Origin of the sequence: Mesorhizobium sp. Root102, assembly GCF_001425625.1 — a bacterium.
Taxonomy (GTDB): domain Bacteria; phylum Pseudomonadota; class Alphaproteobacteria; order Rhizobiales; family Rhizobiaceae; genus Mesorhizobium.
Map to the genome: position 1 here is coordinate 116,938 of NZ_LMCP01000045.1, position 20,032 is coordinate 136,969.

20 protein-coding genes are annotated in these 20,032 nt (G+C 64.2%); 13 read left to right on the plus strand and 7 right to left on the minus strand.

Going from position 1 to position 20,032, the window contains the following annotated elements:
* Positions 1-11: 11 nt before the first annotated feature.
* Together ASD12_RS26875 and efp are read right to left on the minus strand one after the other, a co-directional pair.
* Positions 12-338, minus strand: coding sequence for a DUF1294 domain-containing protein (locus ASD12_RS26875; RefSeq protein ID WP_056593777.1), 327 nt, complete (start codon positions 336-338; stop codon positions 12-14).
* Positions 339-568: 230 nt separating this feature from the next.
* A complete protein-coding gene (gene efp / locus ASD12_RS26880) occupies positions 569-1,138 on the minus strand; it encodes an elongation factor P (protein ID WP_013532351.1) in 570 nt (189 codons plus the stop codon).
* 117 nt (positions 1,139-1,255) lie between these two features.
* Here efp and epmA point away from each other — a divergent pair, with 117 nt between their 5' ends.
* Positions 1,256-2,296 carry an EF-P lysine aminoacylase EpmA gene (gene epmA / locus ASD12_RS26885; RefSeq protein ID WP_056593780.1) on the plus strand — a complete coding sequence of 347 codons (1,041 nt, stop codon included), beginning with the start codon at positions 1,256-1,258 and terminating at the stop codon, positions 2,294-2,296.
* 124 nt (positions 2,297-2,420) lie between these two features.
* On the plus strand, positions 2,421-3,671 hold the full coding sequence (locus tag ASD12_RS26890) for an FAD-dependent oxidoreductase (RefSeq protein WP_056593783.1): 1,251 nt from the start codon (positions 2,421-2,423) through the stop codon (positions 3,669-3,671).
* A gap of 22 nt (positions 3,672-3,693) precedes the next feature.
* On the opposite strand, the gene ASD12_RS26895 is transcribed toward ASD12_RS26890, so the two are convergent.
* Positions 3,694-4,110 carry a VOC family protein gene (locus ASD12_RS26895; RefSeq protein WP_056593787.1) on the minus strand — a complete coding sequence of 139 codons (417 nt, stop codon included), beginning with the start codon at positions 4,108-4,110 and terminating at the stop codon, positions 3,694-3,696.
* Positions 4,111-4,277: 167 nt separating this feature from the next.
* Between ASD12_RS26895 and ASD12_RS26900 the strand changes: the two genes are divergently transcribed.
* The 6 genes from ASD12_RS26900 (at position 4,278) to lpxK (ending at position 9,897) form a co-directional block, all read left to right on the plus strand.
* Positions 4,278-5,621, plus strand: coding sequence for a TldD/PmbA family protein (locus ASD12_RS26900; RefSeq protein WP_056594514.1), 1,344 nt, complete (start codon positions 4,278-4,280; stop codon positions 5,619-5,621).
* Positions 5,608-6,411: a 3'(2'),5'-bisphosphate nucleotidase CysQ gene (locus ASD12_RS26905; RefSeq protein WP_056593791.1), complete on the plus strand. Its 804-nt coding sequence runs from the start codon at positions 5,608-5,610 to the stop codon at positions 6,409-6,411. The genes ASD12_RS26900 and ASD12_RS26905 overlap by 14 nt, the downstream gene beginning before the upstream one ends.
* A gap of 103 nt (positions 6,412-6,514) precedes the next feature.
* Positions 6,515-6,760 carry a DUF4170 domain-containing protein gene (locus ASD12_RS26910; RefSeq protein WP_056593794.1) on the plus strand — a complete coding sequence of 82 codons (246 nt, stop codon included), beginning with the start codon at positions 6,515-6,517 and terminating at the stop codon, positions 6,758-6,760.
* Positions 6,761-6,765: 5 nt separating this feature from the next.
* Positions 6,766-7,557 (plus strand): lysophospholipid acyltransferase family protein, encoded by a 792-nt coding sequence (locus ASD12_RS26915; RefSeq protein ID WP_056593798.1) that lies wholly within the window; start codon positions 6,766-6,768, stop codon positions 7,555-7,557.
* On the plus strand, positions 7,554-8,870 hold the full coding sequence (gene waaA, locus ASD12_RS26920) for a lipid IV(A) 3-deoxy-D-manno-octulosonic acid transferase (protein WP_056593801.1): 1,317 nt from the start codon (positions 7,554-7,556) through the stop codon (positions 8,868-8,870). Before ASD12_RS26915 ends, waaA begins: the two co-directional genes overlap by 4 nt.
* Position 8,871: 1 nt before the next feature.
* Positions 8,872-9,897: a tetraacyldisaccharide 4'-kinase gene (gene lpxK, locus ASD12_RS26925; protein ID WP_056593804.1), complete on the plus strand. Its 1,026-nt coding sequence runs from the start codon at positions 8,872-8,874 to the stop codon at positions 9,895-9,897.
* A 98-nt stretch (positions 9,898-9,995) separates the two neighbouring features.
* On the opposite strand, the gene ASD12_RS26930 is transcribed toward lpxK, so the two are convergent.
* Positions 9,996-10,229, minus strand: coding sequence for a DUF2093 domain-containing protein (locus tag ASD12_RS26930; protein ID WP_056593808.1), 234 nt, complete (start codon positions 10,227-10,229; stop codon positions 9,996-9,998).
* A gap of 170 nt (positions 10,230-10,399) precedes the next feature.
* Between ASD12_RS26930 and ASD12_RS26935 the strand changes: the two genes are divergently transcribed.
* Positions 10,400-10,942 (plus strand): hypothetical protein, encoded by a 543-nt coding sequence (locus tag ASD12_RS26935; RefSeq protein ID WP_244482993.1) that lies wholly within the window; start codon positions 10,400-10,402, stop codon positions 10,940-10,942.
* On the opposite strand, the gene ASD12_RS26940 is transcribed toward ASD12_RS26935, so the two are convergent.
* The gene (locus tag ASD12_RS26940) at positions 10,939-11,865 is read right to left on the minus strand and encodes a LysR family transcriptional regulator (RefSeq protein ID WP_082525707.1); all 927 of its coding nucleotides are present in this window, start codon (positions 11,863-11,865) and stop codon (positions 10,939-10,941) included. The genes ASD12_RS26935 and ASD12_RS26940 overlap by 4 nt on opposite strands.
* A gap of 91 nt (positions 11,866-11,956) precedes the next feature.
* On the opposite strand from ASD12_RS26940, the gene ASD12_RS26945 reads away from it, so the two are divergent.
* Both ASD12_RS26945 and ASD12_RS26950 read left to right on the plus strand, forming a co-directional pair.
* A complete protein-coding gene (locus ASD12_RS26945) occupies positions 11,957-12,850 on the plus strand; it encodes a DMT family transporter (protein ID WP_056593817.1) in 894 nt (297 codons plus the stop codon).
* 61 nt (positions 12,851-12,911) lie between these two features.
* Positions 12,912-13,721 (plus strand): hypothetical protein, encoded by an 810-nt coding sequence (locus ASD12_RS26950; protein ID WP_156398662.1) that lies wholly within the window; start codon positions 12,912-12,914, stop codon positions 13,719-13,721.
* Positions 13,722-13,744: 23 nt separating this feature from the next.
* On the opposite strand, the gene mutL is transcribed toward ASD12_RS26950, so the two are convergent.
* The gene (gene mutL / locus ASD12_RS26955) at positions 13,745-15,619 is read right to left on the minus strand and encodes a DNA mismatch repair endonuclease MutL (protein ID WP_056593823.1); all 1,875 of its coding nucleotides are present in this window, start codon (positions 15,617-15,619) and stop codon (positions 13,745-13,747) included.
* A gap of 76 nt (positions 15,620-15,695) precedes the next feature.
* Positions 15,696-16,598: a LysR substrate-binding domain-containing protein gene (locus ASD12_RS26960; RefSeq protein WP_056593826.1), complete on the minus strand. Its 903-nt coding sequence runs from the start codon at positions 16,596-16,598 to the stop codon at positions 15,696-15,698.
* Positions 16,599-16,689: 91 nt separating this feature from the next.
* On the opposite strand from ASD12_RS26960, the gene ASD12_RS26965 reads away from it, so the two are divergent.
* Together ASD12_RS26965 and ASD12_RS26970 are read left to right on the plus strand one after the other, a co-directional pair.
* On the plus strand, positions 16,690-18,258 hold the full coding sequence (locus ASD12_RS26965) for a trimethylamine methyltransferase family protein (RefSeq protein ID WP_056593831.1): 1,569 nt from the start codon (positions 16,690-16,692) through the stop codon (positions 18,256-18,258).
* 60 nt (positions 18,259-18,318) lie between these two features.
* Positions 18,319-19,968, plus strand: a complete 1,650-nt coding sequence (locus ASD12_RS26970; RefSeq protein WP_056593835.1) for an ABC transporter substrate-binding protein — start codon at positions 18,319-18,321, stop codon at positions 19,966-19,968.
* Positions 19,969-20,032 lie beyond the last annotated feature (64 nt).

Below are 20,032 nucleotides of genomic sequence, written 5' to 3' on the forward strand. Positions count from 1 at the left end.
CAGAATTCGCCTCAGAATGCGAGGAATTGCGAGAGCGTTTCGGGCGATCCCGGAAAGAGCAATCCCACTTCAATCGCGATTACCGCGAGGACTTGGAGCAGGAGGATGCGAGCGAGCCTGGAGCGGAACGGCTCCTTGCGCGTCTTGTGCCGGATCGTTTTTTGCGCGATCGCAGTCCCGATGCTACCGCCAATGATGGCGAGTGTAAGAAGCGTCGACTCTGGAATGCGTTGGGAACCGTTCTTGGCCATAGCCTTATCGAACGCCATGGTGGCGTATGCCAGCAAGTTTACCGCGAAAACGTAGGCGATGACCCCGACTGCAAACTGCCCCGGCATGCGCTCCTCCACCTTCGAGCCAGTATAACCTAAGCCCGTTAAACCAACGGATGGCAACGGGTCCATCTAAATGGGCTATCTGAAACGTCGTCATGGTGGACCCGAAGGGCGACTTTCGCCAATCGGAACGCAAAAGCCGACCGATCCGCTCCCGGCCCCTTCGATCCCTTGTCCCTAAGGGTCGCTCGCTGAGGAATAGCCGCCTTCGCCCTGAAGCTAAAAGCCGCCCCTCAGTCCTTGGCCCGCTCCACATAAGCCCCGTCCGCCGTCATCACCACCACGCGGGTGCCCGGCGCGATGTGCGGTGGCACAAGCGTGCGCACGCCGTTGGACAGCACGGCCGGCTTGTAGGAGGACGAGGCCGTCTGTCCCTTGGTCGTCGGCTCGGTTTCCACCACTTCGAAGGTGGCGCGCTGCGGCAGCACCAGGGAAATGGCAATGCCGTTGAACTGCGACACCTGCACGGCCATACCTTCCAGGAGGTAAGGCGCCATGTCGCCGACCACGGCTTCCGACACCGCGACCTGGTCGTAAGTCTCCGGGTTCATGAAATGAAAGCCTTCGCCGTCGCGATAGAGGAAGGTGTGCTCGCGCTCTTCCACATAGGCGCGCTCCACCTGCTCGGTCGTGCGGTAGCGCTCCGAAACCTTCACCCCGTCGCCGATGCGGCGCATGTCGAGCTGCGTTACCGGCGTGCCCTTGCCTGGGTGGATGTTTTCGGCAAAGAGGATCACATAAAGCTTGCCGTCCTTGTCGACGACGTTGCCTTTGCGGAGCGAACTGGCGATGACTTTCACCACGGTTTTAAATCCTGCAAGAAGAGTTGACTGGCGTTTGCCGGCTAGTGCGGCGCTGGATGGGGGCCTACCGCATCTTGGCCGCCGCCGCCAGCCCCATTCCACCATGATCTGGGCCCCATGAGAGAAGCTTCGCCCTGGTGGACGCCGCATGTCCATGCCGACCGCCGCCCGCGACTGATGCTGCGCAACGGCATCGCCGCCGGCCTGCGCGGCTGGTTCGCCAGCCATCATTTCGTCGAGGTGGAAACGGCCGCCTTGCAGGTCTCGCCCGGCAACGAGGCGCATCTGGCGGCTTTCGCGACGGAAGTGGTTGGGCCGGACGGCGCGCGGTCGCCACTCTATCTCCACACCTCGCCGGAATTCGCCTGCAAGAAGCTGCTCGCCGCCGGTGAAACCAGGATTTTCAGCCTCGGTCCGGTCTACCGCAACCGTGAGCGCGGCCCCTTGCATCATCCCGAATTCACCATGCTCGAATGGTACCGGGTGGGCGAGGCCTATGAGAGCCTGATGCTGGATTGCGCCGCCTTTCTGGCGCTGGCCGCGACGAGGGCAGGGGCGACGTGCTTTTCCTTCCGGGGCCGCGACTGCGATCCGTTTGCTGAGCCGGAACGGCTGACGGTGGCGGATGCCTTCACCCACTATTCCGGCATCGACCTGCTGGCCACGGTCGCCGCCGACGGCAGCACCGACCGCGATGCGCTGTATGCCGCGTTGACCCGCGCCGGCTTGCGCACCGCGCCCGACGACAGCTGGGCCGACCTGTTCAGCCGGGTTATGGTGGAAAAGGTCGAACCGTTCCTCGGGCAAAGGCGGGCGACGATCCTGTGCGAATATCCACTGGCCGAGGCGGCACTGGCGCGGCCGAGCCCGCGCGACCCGCGCGTCGCCGAGCGTTTCGAGCTCTATTGCTGCGGTGTCGAGCTCGCCAACGGTTTTGGCGAACTGACCGACGCCGAGGAGCAGCGCCGGCGCTTTGTCCTCGAGATGGACGAGAAACAGCGCATCTATGGCGAGCGCTATCCCCTCGACGAGGATTTTCTCGCCGCCCTTGCCATCATGCCGCCGGCCAGCGGCATCGCGCTCGGCTTCGACCGCCTGGTGATGCTGGCCACCGGCGCGCAGAAAATCGAGGACGTCATCTGGACGCCTGTCGCCTGAAGGCGAGAAAGTCTGGCCCATTCGATTCCGGGGATCAACACTGGACCGTGACCCCGAACCAAGCGACCACATGAGCGGCACGCGGGCCCGAGAGCAGCTCACGGTCAAACAGGAAGATCCAACAGTGGCAGTTTCCGAAACCGTCGAAATCGCCATTGTCGGCGCCGGTGTTGTCGGGCTGGCGACGGCGCTCCGCCTTGCCGCGGACGGTCGCGAAGTGCTGCTCATCGACCCCAATGAGCCGGGCTCCGGCGCCTCGTTCGGCAATGCCGGAACGGTCGCCGAATACGCCTGCATGCCGGTCGGCACTCCTTCCGTGCTGCGCGCGTTGCCAAAGCTGCTGCTCGATCCCGACAGCCCGTTTTCGCTGCGCTGGCCGGCGTTGCTGCAACTGGCGCCATGGCTGGTCCGGTTCATGCGGCAATCGCTGCCGGCGGCGACCCTGGCCAATGCGCTGGCGCTTGCCGGACTGCTGGCCGACGCCTTGCCGGCCTGGGAGGACATGGCTGGGGAAGCCGGCCTGGAAGATTTGCTACGCCGCAATGGCTGTCTTTACCTCTATCGCCGCGAAAGCGATTTTGCCGCCTCCGCTGGCGGCCGGGCGATGCGCGCCGGATTCGGCGTTCATCAGGAGATCCTGACGCCGCAAGAGGTGGCCGCACTTGAGCCCGGCTTGCCGGCGACTGCAACGCATGGCTTGTTTTTTCCGGACTCGATCAACGTGACCGATCCGGCAACGGTGATGCGGCGACTGCTCGGTGCCGCGGCCGGCCGTGGCGCCTCGGTGAGGCAAGCGGCAATCACCGGGTTGCAGGTCGAGACCGGCGCTGTCCGGCTTAGCGGCCAGGGCTTCAGCATCAAGGCGGGCACGGTGGTGATTGCCGCCGGTGCACGGTCGCGCGCACTGGCCGCGCAGGCCGGCGACAGGATCCCGCTCGAGACCGAGCGCGGCTATCACCTGGAATTCCGGACTGACGCTCCGCTGCTGACACGGCCGGTCTGTCCCGTCGATCTCGGTTTCTACATGACGCCGATGGCCGGCCGGTTGCGGGTCGCCGGCACCGTCGAACTCGGTGGGCTTGCCGCGCCGCCAAATCCGCGCCGGCTGGCGCTGCTCGACCGCGGCGTCAGGCAAATCTTTCCCAAGCTAGGCTCACCTTCATCCGAATGGCTTGGCTTCCGGCCCTCCCTGCCGGATTCCAGACCGGTCATCGGCCCTTCGCGCGGCAATTCCCGAGTGATCCACGCTTTTGGTCATGGCCATCTTGGCCTGACGCTTGCTCCGATCACGGCGCGGCTGGTCGCAGACCTGATCGCCGGACGCGGCGATCCCGCGCGCCTCGCACCCTTTGCGGCGGATCGTTTCGGTCGTTGACCGACCGGTGCCTGCGCCCGAGTTAGTGCGCGAAAACCTGCTCCAGAGAGCGAAAACCCTTGAATTCCAAGGCATTGCCCGAGGGGTCGCGGATGAACAATGTCGCCTGCTCGCCAGACTCGCCCTTGAAGCGGACCATCGGCCGTTCCAGCCAGTCGATGTCGTCGCGCTCCTCTAGCCGCGTCGCCAGGCGCTGCCAGTCGTCCATCAAGAGCACGGCGCCGAAATGCGGGATCGGCACGGTGATGCCGTCGACCTTGCCGTCTCGGGTGGCCTGTGCGGCCTGCGGCCGCAGATGCGCCGACATCTGGTGGCCGAACAGGTCGAAGTCCACCCAGGTCGTCGACGAGCGGCCGATCGCGCAGCCCAGCACCTCGCCATAGAAAACGCGGGTTTCATCGAGATCACGGACGGGAAAGGCGAGATGGAAGGGCGTCATCGAAAAATGCTCCGAGCAGGCTGGGGACCGATTTTACGTCACAGGGTTCGCGATTTGAACCGTCGCCCCGCATTTTGATTGAAGCCTATGCCATTGCACAAGCCGGACCGGAACAATAGATGGGTGGGCAACGGCCAGACGCCGGCCGCACCAGCAGGATTTCAGGCATGACCGATATATCAGACGCAGCAAAATTGACCGACCGCGTCGCGGCTCTAGTCGAGGCTGCCAGGAAGGCGGGCGCCGATGCCGCCGACGCGGTGGCCGTGCGCGGCCGCTCGACCGGGGTGTCGGTGCGTCTCGGCAAGGTCGAGGGTACCGAATCGTCCGAGAGCGAGGATGTCGCGCTGCGCGTCTTTATCGGCGGTCGGGTGGCGAGTGTCTCGGCGACGGCAGCGTCCGACCCGAAAACACTGGCCGAACGCGCCGTGGCGATGGCGAAGGTGTCACCCCAGGATCCCTATCAGGGGCTGGCCGACCCAGCACTGCTCGCCAAACAGACACGCGATCTCGACCTGTTCGACGCCACCGAAGTGTCGGCCGACCAGTTGAAGGAGGCTGCCCTCGCGGCGGAAGCGGCGGCCCTTGCCGTCAAGGGCGTGACCAATTCGGCCGGCGCCAGCGCCGGTGCCGGTCTTGGCGGCCTGGTGCTGGCCACCTCGCACGGCTTCCTCGGCCACTATGTCGGCTCGCGTTTTTCGCGCTCGGCCAGCGTCATCGCCGGCGAGGGCACGGGCATGGAGCGCGACTATGAATTCTCCTCGCGCCAGCATTTTGCCGATCTCGATGCGCCCGAAGACATCGGCCGCAAGGCCGGCGAGCGCGCCGTGCGGCGCATTGGCGCGCGTCAGGCGGCGACCGGGCCGGTCGACGTGGTGTTCGACCCGCGCGTCGCGCGTGGCATCGCCGGCCATCTGGCAGGCGCCATCAACGGTGCCTCGGTCGCGCGCAAGACCTCGTTCCTGCGCGACATGATGGGCAAGCAGGTGGCCGCATCCGCCATCACCATCACGGACGAGCCGCTCAGGCGGCGCGGCCAGGCCTCGCGTCCGTTCGACGGCGAAGGCGTCGAGGGCGAAAAGCTGTTCATGGTCGAGAAGGGCGTGCTCAACCACTGGTTCCTGTCGACCTCGGCCGCGCGCGAGCTTGGTCTGACCACCAATGGGCGCGGCGCGCGCGGTGGCTCTTCCGTGACGCCATCCTCCACCAATCTCGCCATCGAGCCTGGCGAGCGGTCGCCGGAAGAACTGATCAAATCGCTCAAGACCGGCTTCTACGTCACCGAGGTGTTCGGCCAGGGCGTCGACATGGTCACTGGTGAATACAGCCGTGGCGCCTCGGGCTTCTGGATCGAGAATGGCGAGTTGGCCTATCCGGTCGCCGAGGTCACCATCGCCTCGAACCTGAAGACCATGTTCCTCAACATGGTGCCGGCTGATGATCTCGACCGCAATTTCGGTACCGCGGCCCCGACGCTCCTGATCGAAGGCATGACCCTTGCCGGAGCATGACCTGACCACTGTCGGGGCCACCGAAGACTTGCCGCTGCTGCGCGATGCCGCCCGCGAGGCGGGGGTCATCGCCATGCGTTACTTCGGCAACAAACCGCAAGTCTGGATGAAGGGCGGCACATCGCCGGTCAGCGAGGCAGACCATGCCGCCGACGCTTATCTGCGCGAAACGCTGCTGGCGGCACGGCCCGATTATGGTTGGCTGTCGGAAGAAACAGTCGACGATCCGGTTCGGCTTTCGGCAGGCCGCACCTTCGTCGTCGACCCGATCGACGGCACGCGCGGTTTCCTGGAAGGCCTGCGCACCTGGTGCGTCAGCGTTGCCGTCGTCGAGCAGGGCCGCACGCTGGCCGGCGTGCTGGAATGCCCAGCGATGGAAGAGACCTATTGGGCGCTGCCCGGCCAGGGCGCCTTCCGCAACGGCAAGCGCATTGCCGTGCGCAAGCTGGCGGATACGGCCGAGATTTCCGGACTGAAGCAGCTGACCGACCTGATGCCGCCCGAATGGCAGGCGCGGCTGAAGCGGGGCCCCTACAGCCCTTCGCTCGCCTATCGGTTGGCCATGATTGCCAATGGCGCGCTGGATGCCACTTTCGTCAAACCGAACGCGCATGACTGGGACATTGCGGCGGCCGATCTCATCTTGCGCGAGGCCGGCGGCCAGTTGCTCGACCAGCATGGCCGCGCCCCACTCTATGCCGGCGAGGTGACCCGTCATGGCGCGCTCGCCGCCGGCAGCGGTGAATTGCTGGCCGTGCTCGCCGGCGTCATCGCCGGACTGGATGCGTGAAAGCGTTTTCCAGAGCGAGATGAATTCATCTCGCTCTGAAGGTTCCAAAGTCGGCGGCTTTGGTCTAGACCTGTCACAAACTCACGATATGTGAAGGACCGACATGGCCGCGGAAGACGGAAAAAAACAGCTTTTGCATCTGGTGTTCGGTGGCGAACTGAAGAAGCTCGGCGGCACCGATTTCCGCGATCTCGACGGGCTCGACATCGTCGGCATCTATCCGGACTATCAATCCGCGCACACAGCGTGGAAAGCCAAGGCACAAGCCAGCGTGGACAATGCCCACATGCGTTATTTCGTCGTCCATCTGCACCGGCTGCTGGACCCCGACAACAAGGCTGCCGGTTGACTTCGATGGAGCATGATCTGGCGAAAGGGCCAGCGAGCAACGCCGAGCCCACGGGCAGGGGACGCAGCCGCACGACCAAGGCCTTCTGGCGCAAGATTCGCGAACCGCTGGCGCAGTCGCGATTCGTCAAGAACGCCATCGCCAGCCTGTTCGCTCAGTTCGTCCGGTTCGTACGCCTCACCAATCGCGTCGTCGAGGGATCGGCGCGGTTTTCGGGCCGGGCCTATGCCGAGTTCGAGCCCGGCATCATCGCCCTGTGGCACGGCCAGCATCTGCTGACGCCAGCCTACTACCCCAAGCGTAAGCCGCTGGTCGCCATGGTCTCACGCAGCGCCGATGCCGAGCTCAACGCGTTGATGTTGGAGAAATTTGGCATCGAGGCGGTGCGTGGTTCGGGCGGACGTGAAAATGCCAGGCATCTCGACAAGGGCGGGGCAAAAGCACTTATCGCCCTGAAAAAGTCGCTCAGTGCAGGCAAGAACGTCGCCATGATAGCAGACATTCCGCACGGTACGCCGCGAGACGCAGGGCTTGGCATCGTTCTCCTGGCGCGCCTCTCGGGTCGGCCGCTTGTGCCTGTCGCCATCACCACCAGCCGCCGCAAGGTGCTGGAGAAGAGCTGGGATAAGACCACCATCAACCTGCCATTCGGCCGCTCGTCGATCGTCATCGGCCCGCCGATCTTCGTGGCCGCCGGCGCCGATGACGCCGAAATGGAGCGTAAGCGTCAGGAAGTGACGGTCGCGCTCAATGCCGCGACCGCCGAGGCCTACCGTCTCGTGGATGCTCCGCGATGAGCGGTCACTGGGCGCGAGTCATGCTGTCGGCATACCGTTTCGCCGGCGCCGCTGCCTATCCGCTGGTCGGACCCTATGTCGCCTGGCGCACCTCGCAGGGCAAGGAGGACCGCAACCGCCGCCGCGAGCGCTATGGTGTCGCCGGCCGCGCGCGTCCCGACGGGCCGGTGATCTGGATCCATGCCGCGAGCGTCGGTGAGACCATTGCCGTCGTGCCGCTGGTCGAAAGCATTCTCGACTATGGCGTCAACATCGTGCTGACGACCGGAACGGTCACCTCGGCGCAGGTTGCCGACGAGCGGCTCGGTGATCGCATCATCCACCAGTATGTGCCGCTCGACCTTAAGCCGGCGGTCAGCCGGTTTCTCGATCACTGGCAGCCGGATCTGGCGATCATCGCCGAATCCGAGATCTGGCCGATGACCATCCTCGAGCTCGGCGCGCGCCGCGTGCCGCAGGTGCTGGTCAACGGCAGGCTGTCCGACCGCTCGTTCAAGTCGTGGAAGAAACGAGCCAATATCGCCGAGGCGTTGTTCGAGAACCTGGCTCATGTGGTGGCGCAGTCTGATGTCGATGGCGAGCGGTTTCTCGCTCTCGGCGCGCGGCCGGTTACGGTGTCGGGCAACCTCAAGGTCGACACGTCGCCGCCGCCTGTCGACGAACGGGTGCTGGCGACGCTGCGGCGGCAGATCGGCGCGCGCCCGACCTGGGCGGCGATATCGACCCATGACGGCGAGGAGGTGGTCGCCGCCGAGGTCCACGCGACACTGCACAAGCGTCACCACGGTCTTCTGACGATCGTCGTTCCACGCCACCCCGATCGCGCCGAGGCCCTGGCGGCACAGATTTCCGGCATGGGCCTGAAGGTCGCGCGGCGCAGCAAGGGCGACAGGATCACTGCCGACACCGACATATTGCTCGGCGACACGATCGGCGAGATGGGGCTCTATCTCAGGCTGACGGAAATCGCCTTCGTCGGCCGCTCGCTGACCTCCGAGGGTGGCCAGAACCCGCTGGAGCCGGCCATGCTCGACACAGCGGTTCTCGCCGGGCGCAATGTGCAGAATTTTCGCGAGGCCTACCAGCGTCTGCTCGACAGTGGCGGCGCCAAGCTGGTGCGCGATCGCGACATGCTGGCCGGCGCCGTCAATTTCCTCCTGACCAACGAAGTGGCGCGCCACGAGATGATGGCGGCGGGCGTTGCGACCGTCGACGAGATGCGCGGTGCGCTGGCGCGCACGCTGAAATCCCTTGAACCCTACATCCAGCCGCTGGTCGTCAAGTCGCGCCTGAAGGGCGCGAACGGGCGCTAGCGTGGCCTCCGAAGCACCACCATTCTGGTGGGAAGAGCCGGACTGGCGGGTCCTGGCGCTGTCGCCGCTGTCGGCCATCTACGGGGCCGCCGCCGGCCGCGGCATGCGGCGAGCCAAGCGCGAGAAGATCGAGGCACCGGTTCTGTGCATCGGCAATTTCACCGTTGGCGGCACCGGCAAGACCCCCGTGGCCATCGCGCTCGCCGAAAAGGCCAAGCGCATGCATCTGAAACCCGGCTTCCTGTCGCGCGGCCATGGCGGCTCCTTCGCCGAGCCGCATGTCGTTGATATCGATCACGACAGCGCCAGGCATGTCGGCGACGAGCCGCTGCTGCTGGCCGAACACGCGCCGGTGGCGGTGACGCCGAACCGCGCCGCCGGCGCCCGGCTGCTGCTCGAAAAGCATGGCTGCGATTTCCTGATCATGGACGATGGGTTCCAGAGCGCCCGCATCCACATCGACTACGCGCTGGTCGTCGTCGATGCGCGCTACGGGATCGGCAATGGCCGCGTCATCCCGGGCGGTCCGCTCCGGGCCAGGGTCGTCGACCAACTGGTCTTCACCAGCGGGCTGTTGAAGATGGGCGAGGGCACCGCAGCCGACGCCGTGGTCCGCCAGGCGGCACGCGCCGGCCGGCCGATCTTCGAAGCCCACACCGAGCCAAACGGTAAGGCAAGGCTTGCCGGCAAGCGGTTCCTGGCCTTCGCCGGTATCGGCCATCCCGAGAAATTCTTCGACACGGTCCGCGAGGCCGGCGGCGAACTGGCGTTGACGCGGCCGTTTCCGGACCATCATTTCTATGCAGAGGACGAACTTGCAGAGCTGGCGGCGACCGCACGCGCCGAGGGGCTCGGCCTCATCACCACCGCCAAGGATGCCGCCCGGCTGCGCCATGGCGCCCCACAGGACTTTGTCGACCGGCTCGAGGTGCTGGAGATCGACACGGTTTTCGAACTCGACAATGTTCCCGAGCGCATCATCGACGAAACGCTCGATGCTTGGCGCCAGCGCAAGCTGAAGGGCTAAAGCAATTTCAGGAAAAGCGTGGAACGGTTTTCCGTCCGGAATTGCGTCAAAACAAAGAGCTAGAGCGGTTCGCCGTTTCCGTGAAACGGTGAACCGCTCTAGCCGCGCTTACGCAATTCCGGATGCACCTCGATTTCGCGGCGCAGTGAGACAGTAGCGTTGATGTAGGGCTCTTGCCTGGCGACACTCCAGTATTTCAACTCATCGAGCGGAATGCTTTCGCCTGTCACCGCGCAGCGCACGAATGCGCCGGGGCTGGTAACCTGGAAGTCGCCATCGAGATAGCGGATGCGGGCTTCCTTGCCGCCGGGGCCTTCGAAACGGTTCATCATGCAGGGACGCCGAGGTTCATGGGGATTTCATCGCCATAAATTCCCGGCGAGGTCAAGCATGTGACAAGCTTGAGACAATGCTGACACCCTATTGTTGGGGAGAAAAACGCTGATGTCGGGGCACTATGGACATTTCCTCCGCCCGCCTTGCCGCCTTGCTTAGGGAAACGATGACGCCGCAGGCCGTGCCGTCGGCAAAGGCCGACCCAGTCATGACGGCACTGGTCAAGGCGCTGGTCCAGCCGCCTGCGCCGTCCATGCTTGCGCAACAGACAGCACCCGCGCTGTTGGCTTTGCCTGCGGCGCCGATGGTCGTCAAATCGCAACAGATCGCGTCGGCTGGCATCGTCGAGGCCTATCTTGCCCAGTTCGTGACGGGGGAAGAAGTGGCATTGGCAACGGTCGTGGCGAGAAAGGCAACGCCTGAAGCCGAAACGCAGCGAGCCGTCTTGCCACCTTCGGCAACGGCTAATGACAATGCTCCTGCAAGGGTTGCGGGGTTGTCATTGCTGTCGCTTATCCCGCCGCAGACTCCGGTCCCGCGCAACGCTGCCGCACTGGATACCCCGGCGGGCCCGCAAAGGCCGGCCAAGCAATCCCATGGTGCGGCGCCGAACCCCGAGCACCTGCTGGTGAAGATCGGCTTCGTTTCGACAATGGCCGGTTTGCTAGGAACCGTGGTCCTTGGGTTCGTTCTCTTGATGCTGCGCTAACCCTCGGCTTCGATGAAGGCTTCCATCTTTTCCGGCGACAGCCCTGCCTGCACCGCGATACGGCGCGCCAGTTCCGCCGCGGCGGCACGGGGCCGTCCCATCGGCCGGTCGAGCCAATAGGATACCGGATTGAGCGCGGTGCGCCCGTCGACGGGAGTGATGCGGCCCGACTTCAATTGATACCCGGTCAGCGGTGGACGCGCCAGCGCGATGCCGAGCCCATAGGCGGCGGCGTCGAGCACCAGATTATAGTCCTCGAAGCGGCGGTCCTGCGGGCGCGGGCGATAGTCCATGCCTTGCGCGGCAAACCAGGCGCGCCAGGCTGACGCGTCGGAATCGTTGATCAGCGAATATTTGAGCAGTCGGGCAGGGTCGCCGCGGCCGATCTCGCGGGCAAGCTCGGGCGAGGCGACGGGGAAGACATGTTCCTCGAAAAGCTGCACCGAGATGCGGCCCGGAATGCCGCCGCGGCCGCAGCGGATCGAGAGATCAATGCCCTCATCGGCAAGGTCGGCCTGGCGGATGTCGACGTCGAGCACGATGCGCAGCTTGGAGGGATCGTTCTCCAGCGCCGCCATGCGCGGCATCAGCCACAGCCCGCTGACCGAGGGGATCGAGGTCAATCGCACCACGGCGGTGCCGCGTGGTTCCACCCAGCGGTCGGAATGGCTGGAAATCAGCGCGAAAGCCTCCGCCGTGCGCAAATGCAGCCGGTTGCCTTCGATGGTCAGCGAGACGCCGCGCGCACCGCGATCGAAAACTTTCAACCCCAGCCAGTCTTCGAGCTTGGCGATCTGCCGGCTGACGGCACCGTGGGTGATGTTGAGCTTTTCGGCGGCCGCCGAAAAGCTGCCCGTTCGCGCCGCCGCGTCGAAGGCGCGCAGCGTTTCGAGCGGTACCATTGTGTCTGAGCTGTGATCCATAGTCACAGGTGATCCTCGATTTGGTCGTTTGTCAACCGACCCGAAAAGGGGTTTTCTGCCATTCAGGACCGAAGAACACGAGGACAGTGAGATGAGCGCAATGACCAGCACGTTGAATTCGACACAACGGATGGACACCACGGCAGCCATCGCGGTGGCGCTGACGGTGGTTGGCTGGGCCTCTGCCTTTCCGGCGATCCGCGCAGGCCTCGCCGCCTTTGGGCCGCTGGAACTGGGTGCGTTGCGCTTTGCCATTGCCGCTGTGCCGGCGGCGATCTTCCTGGCCGCCAAGCGCCCGGCGCTGCCTAGGCTGGACGAAGTGTGGCGCCTCGTCTTTGGCGGTGCCATCTTCGTCGCGCTCTACACCGTAATGCTCAATTTCGGCGAACTGACCGTCTCGGCCGGCGCCGCCGGCTTCATCATCAATGTCAGCCCGATCTTCACCGCCATCATGGCAATGGCGCTGCTTGGCGAGCGTTTTTCGGGCATGGCCTGGGCCGGCACGGTGATTTCCTTCGCCGGCATTGGCGTCATCGCCATGGCCGACGGGCATGGCCTGCACTTCAACACCGGCGCGCTGCTGGTGCTCGGTTCGGCCTTGTGCTCGGCCGTCAACACCATAGTCCAGAAGCCGCTGTTTGCCCGCCATCATCCGCTGACCATTTCTGCCTCGAACATGGTGCTAGGCGCACTCTGCCTGTCGCCCTTCCTGCCGTCAGCCTTTTCGCAAGCGGTCGTTGCAGATACCGCCGGCCTTGGCGCCGTCATCTTCCTCGGCATTGTGCCCAGCCTGATCGCCTATGCCGCCTGGGCGACCGCCCTGTCGCGTCTGCCTGCGGCACGTGCCTCGAACTTCCTCTACCTTGTCTCGCCCATGTCTGCCCTGATCGGCTTCTTCTGGCTGGGCGAAGTGCCGACCCTGCTTGGCATCCTCGGTGGTGCGCTGGCGCTCGGTGGCGTGATCGTGGTGAATTTGAAGAGGTAAAACAAAAGGCTGGAGCCGTTTCCGAACTCAAATCCCGAGCCGTGCTCGTTTCGATGCAGACATGCGCCAGGCGGGCGGCTATGGTGAGCCGCTTGTGTGGAGCGGGGTCGGGATGGGAAGAGGGTTCATATCCGCAATTTATTGCGTGCTGCTGCTGAGCGGGGAGGCCGCCGCGGGTTGGTATCACGTGGAGAATTACGAAGGGTCCATCGGCTCCCAGCCCGTTCATGTCTCGCTTCAGACATATGACAGCTTCGGCAGCGGCATGACCGTCGAGGGAAGCTACTTCTACGACGCGAAGCAAAGCCCGATAGCGGTGTTCGGCAAGCTCAACGGCACCAGCCTCGTGCTCTGCGAGATCTCGAATGACAAGGAATTCGACCGGATATTGGTGGTTGGATCAAAGATACCCGTCGACACCACCGGATGCCCGTTTTCCCTCGACATGGCTGAAAGCGGCGCGACAGGCACCTGGAGCAAGGGGGCAGACACGTATCCCGTCACGCTCAAGAAGGTCGCGAGTCTGGACGATACCGGCGACCCAAAGATCGACGGGGCCATCGAGATTCCCTTCTGGGCCGAAACAGCCGCCCACAGGTTTGCCGGTGTTTATACGAACACCGACTCAGGCACTTGCATGGCGAAAATGCAGGTCGTCAAAAAGAGCAGCAGGAAGATCGTTCAGGAGATCGCCTTCGATGATGATGGCTGCAACGCCGGCATGCTGATGACGTCCATCTATGCGAACGTCCAGAAGTGGGCCGAGCGAAGCGAGGACATCATTTCGGTGAATTTTCGAGGTGGCGGCGCCGGATATACGATGGACTATGCCTTTGACCGCAAGACCAAAAAGTACCGCCAGAGGAAATGAAACGGGACGCCGATAGCAAGACCTCAACGCCGGCCGAACAGCCTTTCGATATCCGCCAGCTTGAGCTCGATATAGGTCGGGCGGCCGTGGTTGCAGGTGCCGGAGCCGGGCGTCGCCTCCATCTGCCGCAGCAACGCATTCATCTCCTCGGCCTTGAGCAGGCGGCCGGAGCGCACTGAGCCGTGGCAGGCCATGGTCGCGGCGATCTTGTCCAGCCGCTCCTTCAGCGTGTCGACCGTGTCGTTGTCGGCGATCTCGTCGGCGAGGTCGCGCACCAACTGCTGGACATTGGTTTCGCCGAGCATCGACGGCGTCTCGCGCACTGCGACGGCGCCGGGGCCGAAGCGCTCGATACCGAGGCCGAAGCGGGCCAGCGTTTCCGAATGCATGGCAAGCCGTTCGGCATCCTCTTCCGGCAGATCGATGATTTCAGGCAGCAGCAGCATCTGTGAAGGCACCGGCCGCGAATGCAGCGCATTTTTCAGCGCTTCGTAGACCAGACGCTCATGCGCCGCATGCTGGTCGACGATGACGAGCGAATCCCTGGTCTGCGCGACGATGTAGTTCTCATGCACCTGGGCGCGCGCCGCACCGAGCACCGCACCAAGCAGCGTCTCGGCCGCCTCATCCTGCCCGGCGCGCGCATCGGCGCTGGCAAGCGGGCCGGCATCGAACGCCGCCTGCTCGTTTTCGCGTAAGCCGCGTTGATCGAAGCCCGCGCCCTCGAAACCCATGTCGAGCGGTCGCTGCGGCGATCGGGCCGGGTCGAAGCCGGAGGGGCCTGACGCTCGGTAGGCCGCCTCGTAGCTGCGATGACCGTTGGCCGGGCCGCCGTGACCGTAGGATGCGGCGCCCGGGCGGAAGGCCGCCATCATGCCTGCGGCACCCGTGGTGGCGGCGCGCATGCCGGAATCGGCCAGCGCCTGGCGGATGGAACCGACGATCAGCCCGCGCACTAGGCCGGGATCACGGAAGCGCACATCGGCCTTGGCCGGGTGGACATTGACGTCGACGATGGCCGGATCGAGCGAAAGAAACAGCACCGTCACTGCATGGCGGTCGCGCGGCAGGACGTCGGCGAAGGCCCCGCGAATGGCGCCGGCGATCAGCTTGTCGCGCACCGGCCTGCCGTTGACATAGGCATATTGCTGCAGCGCATTGGCGCGGGTGAAGGACGGGATCGACACGTGGCCGGTCAGGTGCACGCCTTCGCGCATCGCCTCGATGGCAATCGAATTGTCGGGAAAATCGGCACCCATTACCTGGGCGACACGGCGCAGGCTGCCTGCCGCACTGTCGTCCGTCGCCGGCAGTTCCAGTGTCGAGCGGTCCGAGCCGGCCAGCGTGAAGCGCACGGCGGGGAAGGCGATGGCGATGCGCTTGACCACGTCACTGGTCGCCGAACTCTCGGCGCGCTCACCCTTCATGAATTTGAGCCGCGCTGGCGTTGCGAAGAACAGGTCGCGCACCTCGACGGTGGTGCCGCGGTTGGCCGCCGCCGGCTTGACGGGCAAGACGCGGCCGCCCTCGATGCCGATCTCGGCGGCACTGTCGCCGGCGGCGGTGCGTGACCGGATCGACAGCCGCGACACCGAGCCGATCGACGGCAGCGCTTCGCCGCGGAAGCCGAGCGAGCGGATGTCGTTGATATCCTCGGTGAGCTTGGAGGTGCAGTGACGCGCGATCGCCAACGCCAGCTCCGGTTCGGGAATGCCGGAGCCGTCATCGGTGACGCGGATCAGGTTCAGTCCGCCGCCGGCGGTGACGATCTCGACGCGTGAAGCACCGGCGTCGAGCGCATTCTCGACCAGTTCCTTGACCACGCTTGCCGGACGCTCGATGACTTCGCCTGCGGCGATCTGGTTGATCATCGTTTCGGAAAGCTGGCGGATGGGCATGGCGGCACTATAGGCGGATTCGGGGTGTGCGGGAGAGGCATAATCGTGAGAGCGGTGGATCAGTTCGCAGCACGGATTACGCCTGCGCGGCCAGCCAGTCGCGCACCTTGCGGGCATTTTCGCTGAGTTCCCGGTTCTTCGGCCAGACGACATAGAACGCCTTGCCGGTCTTCATCACATGATCCGTCACCGGCACCAGCAGGCCCGATGCCAGCAGCCGCTCGGCGAGGTGCCGCCAGCCAAGGGCGATGCCTTGCCCCTCCATGACTCCTTGGATCACCAGGCCGTAGTCGTTGATGCGCAGGCCGCGTGCGGTATCGCTGAGATTGGCGCCGGCCGACTGGAACCATTCGTCCCAACTGGCCGCCTCGCGATACGGCTCTTCCAGATGGATGAGGCGGTGCGTGGCCAGTTCTGCAGCGGATTTGGGCAGGCCGAACTTTGCCGCATAGCTGGTGCCGGCGACGGGAAATATCTCCTCGTCGGCCAGCGGCAACGAGTGATAGTCCGGCCAGTCCCGAGGCTCGCCGCCGCGCACGCCGAGAGGGATGCCTTCCGCGATGATGTCGAGGTCGCGGTCGGCGGTCTGGATGCGCAGGTCGATGCCCGGCAGTTCGTCGCGGAATTGCTGCAGGCGCGGCATCATCCAGAAGGAACCGAAGGCCGTCGACGCGGCAAGCGTTACATGGCCGCCACTTGCCTGCAGGCGCAGATCCTCCGCCGATTTGCGGATATGCGACAGGCCGAGCGAAACGTCGGCGTGGAAGCGCTCGCCGGCCTCGGTCAGGATGACCTGGCGATGCCGGCGCTGGAACAGCTTGGCGCCAAGCTGTTCTTCCAGTCCTCGCACGGCATAGGAGACGGCGGCCTGCGTCATGCCGAGTTCTCGCCCGGCGGCGGTGAAGCTCGACAGCCGCCCGGCCGCCTCGAAGACGATCAGGCTGCCGGCGGAAGGCAAGAGGTGGCGCAGGCTTCGCATAAGCCCAGCTTATACAAGAGATCAGGATTTTCCAGCGTCACATCGCCATTTTGTCTGCGTAGATTGTCCTCAGGAACAAGATGGAGGCTCCATGAACGCACCGGCCGCCGAGACGACAATCGAACCCGCCAAGCGGCGTGAGCGCGGCGGTGGCCGCATCGCCCGGCGTGAACTGCGTTCGCACGGCTCGGAAGGGCTCAGCCGGCCCTACATCGTGCGCAACATCCCGACCTACGACATCCTGTCGGAAGAGAACCTGCTTCGTATCGAGGCGACCGCCGACCGGATCCTGGCCGAGATCGGCATCGAGTTCCGCGACGACCCAGTGGCCCTGGCGCACTGGAAGCGGGCAGGGGCGTCCATTGACGGCGCTCTGGTCAAGTTCGAGCCGGGCATGCTGCGCGAGATTCTCAAGACGGCGCCCGCGAGCTTCACCCAGCATGCGCGCAATCCGGCCAATTCGGTCGAGATCGGTGGCAAAAGCGTCGTCTTCTCGCCGGCCTACGGCTCACCCTTCGTCATGGATATCGACAAGGGCCGCCGCTACGGCACGATCGAGGATTTCCGCAACTTCGTGAAGCTAGCGCAGTCCTCACCCTGGCTGCACCATTCCGGCGGCACCATCTGCGAGCCGGTCGATGTGCCGGTCAACAAGCGCCATCTCGACATGGTCTACAGCCACATCAAATATTCCGATCGAGGCTTCATGGGCTCGGTGACGGCAGAGAGCCGCGCCGAGGATTCGATCGACATGGCGCGCATCGTCTTCGGCCGTGATTTTGTCGACAAGAACTGCGTCATCCTCGGCAATGTCAACGTCAATTCGCCGCTGGTCTGGGACGCGACGATGACGACGGCGCTGCGTGCCTATGCTCGCGCCAACCAGGCGGCTGTCATCGTGCCGTTCATCCTTGGCGGCGCCATGGGCCCGGTGACCAATGCCGGCGCCATCGCCCAGTCGCTCGCCGAAACCATGGCCGGCTGCGCGCTGACCCAGCTTGAACGGCCCGGCGCGCCGGTCATTTTCGGCAATTTCCTATCCTCGATGTCGCTGCGTTCGGGCTCGCCCACCTTCGGCACGCCGGAACCGGCGATCGGCTCGATGGTCATCGGGCAACTGGCACGGCGGCTGAAGCTGCCGTTGCGCTGCTCCGGCAATTTCACCACCTCGAAGCTGCCCGACGCACAGGCCATGAACGAAGGCACCATGTCGATGCTGGCGGCTGTGCATTGCGGCGCCAACTTCATTCTGCATTCGGCCGGCTTCCTCGACGGCCTCCTGTCGATGTCCTACGAAAAATTCGTTATGGACGCCGATTTCTGCGGCGCGCTGCACACCTATCTCGACGGGGTGAAGATCGACGACAACCAGTTGGCGCTCGACGCCTTCAGGGAGGTTGGTCCCGGCAGCCATTTCTTCGGTTCGGCCCATACCTTGGCCAACTACGAGACAGCCTTCTGGGATTCCGAGATCGCCGACAACGAACCTTACGAGAAGTGGGAGGCTGCCGGATCGGAAGATGCCGCCATTCGCGCCAACCGGCGCTGGAAGAAGGCGCTGGCCGAATACCAGGCACCGCCGCTGGACCCTGACATAGACGAGGCACTGCAGGACTTCATGGGCCGTAAGAAGCTTGAGATGGCGGACGCCTGGTACTGAACATCCGAGAAGGGCGATCAACGCCACGTATCGAACAATGCGAAAGAAGCGGAGGAAAAAATGACATTCTTCAGAAGCAGTGGCGATCGCGTGCCGAGCGCTATCGAGGCGATGGCGCAAGACGCACGTGCGGGCCGCATGGACCGACGCGAGTTCCTGGCGCTGGCAAGCGCCTTCGGCGCATCGACGGCGCTTGCCTATGGCATGATCGGCCTTGCCGCGCCGGATCGGGCCTTGGCCGAAGAACCGAAGAAAGGCGGAACGCTGCGCGTCTCGATGTCGGTGAAGGGACAGAAGGATCCGCGCACTTACGACTGGGTGGAGCTTGCGAACATTTCGCGCTGCTGGCTGGAGCCGCTTGTCCGCTACACCAGGCAATTCACATTCGAGCCGGTCCTGCTCGAAAGCTGGGATATCAACGACGACGCCACCGAATATGTGCTGCATGTGCGCAAGGGCATCACATGGAACAACGGCGACGCTTTCAACGCCGATGACGTCGCCTACAATCTGACGCGCTGGTGCGAGAAAGGCGTCGCCGGCAATTCGATGGCCGCACGTGTCGGCGCGCTGATCGACGCAAAGACCGGCAAAGCCAGGGACGGCGCGATTACCAAGGTCGACGACAACACGGTCAAGCTGAAACTCAGCGAACCTGACATTTCGCTGATCCCGAACTTCACCGACTATCCGGCTCTTGTCGTTCACCGCAACTTCGATGCCGATGGCGCCGATCCGATCAAGAAGCCGATCGGCACGGGAGCGTTCGAATTGGTCTCCTACGATGTCGGCCAGAAGGCTGTCGTCAAGCGTCGTGAGAATGGCAAATGGTGGGGCGGTGAAGCGCCACTCGACAGTGTCGAATTCATCGACTACGGCACGGATTTCAACGCCACGGTGAATGCTTTCGATTCCGGCGAGATCGACCTCAATTTCGAGTCGCCCGCCGACTTCATCGATATTCTCGACAAGATGGGCCTGGAGAAATCCGAGGTCGCGACAGCGACGACACTCGTTGCCCGCACCAACATCACCCACAAGCCCTATGACGACCAGCGGGTGCGCAACGCTCTGCAGATGGCCGTCGACAACAACGCGGTTCTAGAACTCGGCTATGCCGGGCGAGGCACCCCTGGTGAAAACCACCACGTCGCCCCGATCCACCCTGAATACTATCCGCTGCCCAAGAAGACACGCGACGCGGCCGGCGCCAAGAAACTGATGGCGGAAGCCGGACAGGCCGACTTCGAGCATGAACTGATCACCATCGAAGACGACTGGCAGAAGAACACCGGCGACGCCATCGCCGGCCAGTTGCGCGATGCCGGCATCAAGGTCAAGCGTACGGTGCTGCCGGGTTCGACTTTCTGGAACGACTGGACGAAATATCCCTATTCCATGACGATCTGGTACATGCGTCCGCTCGGTGTCCAGGTGCTGGCGCTTGGCTACCGCACCGGCGAGGCGTGGAATGAATCCGCATACTCCAATCCCGATTTCGACGCCAAGCTCAAGCAGGCTCTTTCGCTGATCGACGTGGCCAAGCGCAAGGAGGTGATGAAGGATGTCGAGCAGATCCTGCAGGATTCGGGCGTCATTGTTCAGCCGTTCTGGCAGAAGCTCTTCAGCCACATGAACAAGAAGGTGAAGAACTACGGTGTCCATCAGACGTTCGAGATGGATCTCCAGAACGTCTGGCTGGACGCCTGAAAGCAAGGCGCTGCAGGACTTCATGAGCCGCAAAAAAGCCGATATGCAGGATACGTGGTATTGA

Coding starts and splice junctions, on each gene's coding strand:
- epmA (WP_056593780.1), top strand. CDS start 1,256: ATGAGAGAAGCTTCGCCCTGGTGGACGCCGCATGTCCATGCCGACCGC.
- ASD12_RS26900 (WP_056594514.1), top strand. CDS start 4,278: ATGACCGATATATCAGACGCAGCAAAATTGACCGACCGCGTCGCGGCT.
- ASD12_RS26875 (WP_056593777.1), bottom strand. CDS start 338: ATGCCGGGGCAGTTTGCAGTCGGGGTCATCGCCTACGTTTTCGCGGTA.
- ASD12_RS26930 (WP_056593808.1), bottom strand. CDS start 10,229: ATGATGAACCGTTTCGAAGGCCCCGGCGGCAAGGAAGCCCGCATCCGC.
- ASD12_RS26915 (WP_056593798.1), top strand. CDS start 6,766: ATGGAGCATGATCTGGCGAAAGGGCCAGCGAGCAACGCCGAGCCCACG.
- ASD12_RS26945 (WP_056593817.1), top strand. CDS start 11,957: ATGAGCGCAATGACCAGCACGTTGAATTCGACACAACGGATGGACACC.
- ASD12_RS26970 (WP_056593835.1), top strand. CDS start 18,319: ATGACATTCTTCAGAAGCAGTGGCGATCGCGTGCCGAGCGCTATCGAG.
- ASD12_RS26935 (WP_244482993.1), top strand. CDS start 10,400: ATGACGCCGCAGGCCGTGCCGTCGGCAAAGGCCGACCCAGTCATGACG.
- mutL (WP_056593823.1), bottom strand. CDS start 15,619: ATGCCCATCCGCCAGCTTTCCGAAACGATGATCAACCAGATCGCCGCA.
- ASD12_RS26895 (WP_056593787.1), bottom strand. CDS start 4,110: ATGACGCCCTTCCATCTCGCCTTTCCCGTCCGTGATCTCGATGAAACC.
- ASD12_RS26910 (WP_056593794.1), top strand. CDS start 6,515: ATGGCCGCGGAAGACGGAAAAAAACAGCTTTTGCATCTGGTGTTCGGT.
- waaA (WP_056593801.1), top strand. CDS start 7,554: ATGAGCGGTCACTGGGCGCGAGTCATGCTGTCGGCATACCGTTTCGCC.
- ASD12_RS26965 (WP_056593831.1), top strand. CDS start 16,690: ATGAACGCACCGGCCGCCGAGACGACAATCGAACCCGCCAAGCGGCGT.
- ASD12_RS26950 (WP_156398662.1), top strand. CDS start 12,912: ATGCGCCAGGCGGGCGGCTATGGTGAGCCGCTTGTGTGGAGCGGGGTC.
- ASD12_RS26960 (WP_056593826.1), bottom strand. CDS start 16,598: ATGCGAAGCCTGCGCCACCTCTTGCCTTCCGCCGGCAGCCTGATCGTC.
- ASD12_RS26940 (WP_082525707.1), bottom strand. CDS start 11,865: ATGGATCACAGCTCAGACACAATGGTACCGCTCGAAACGCTGCGCGCC.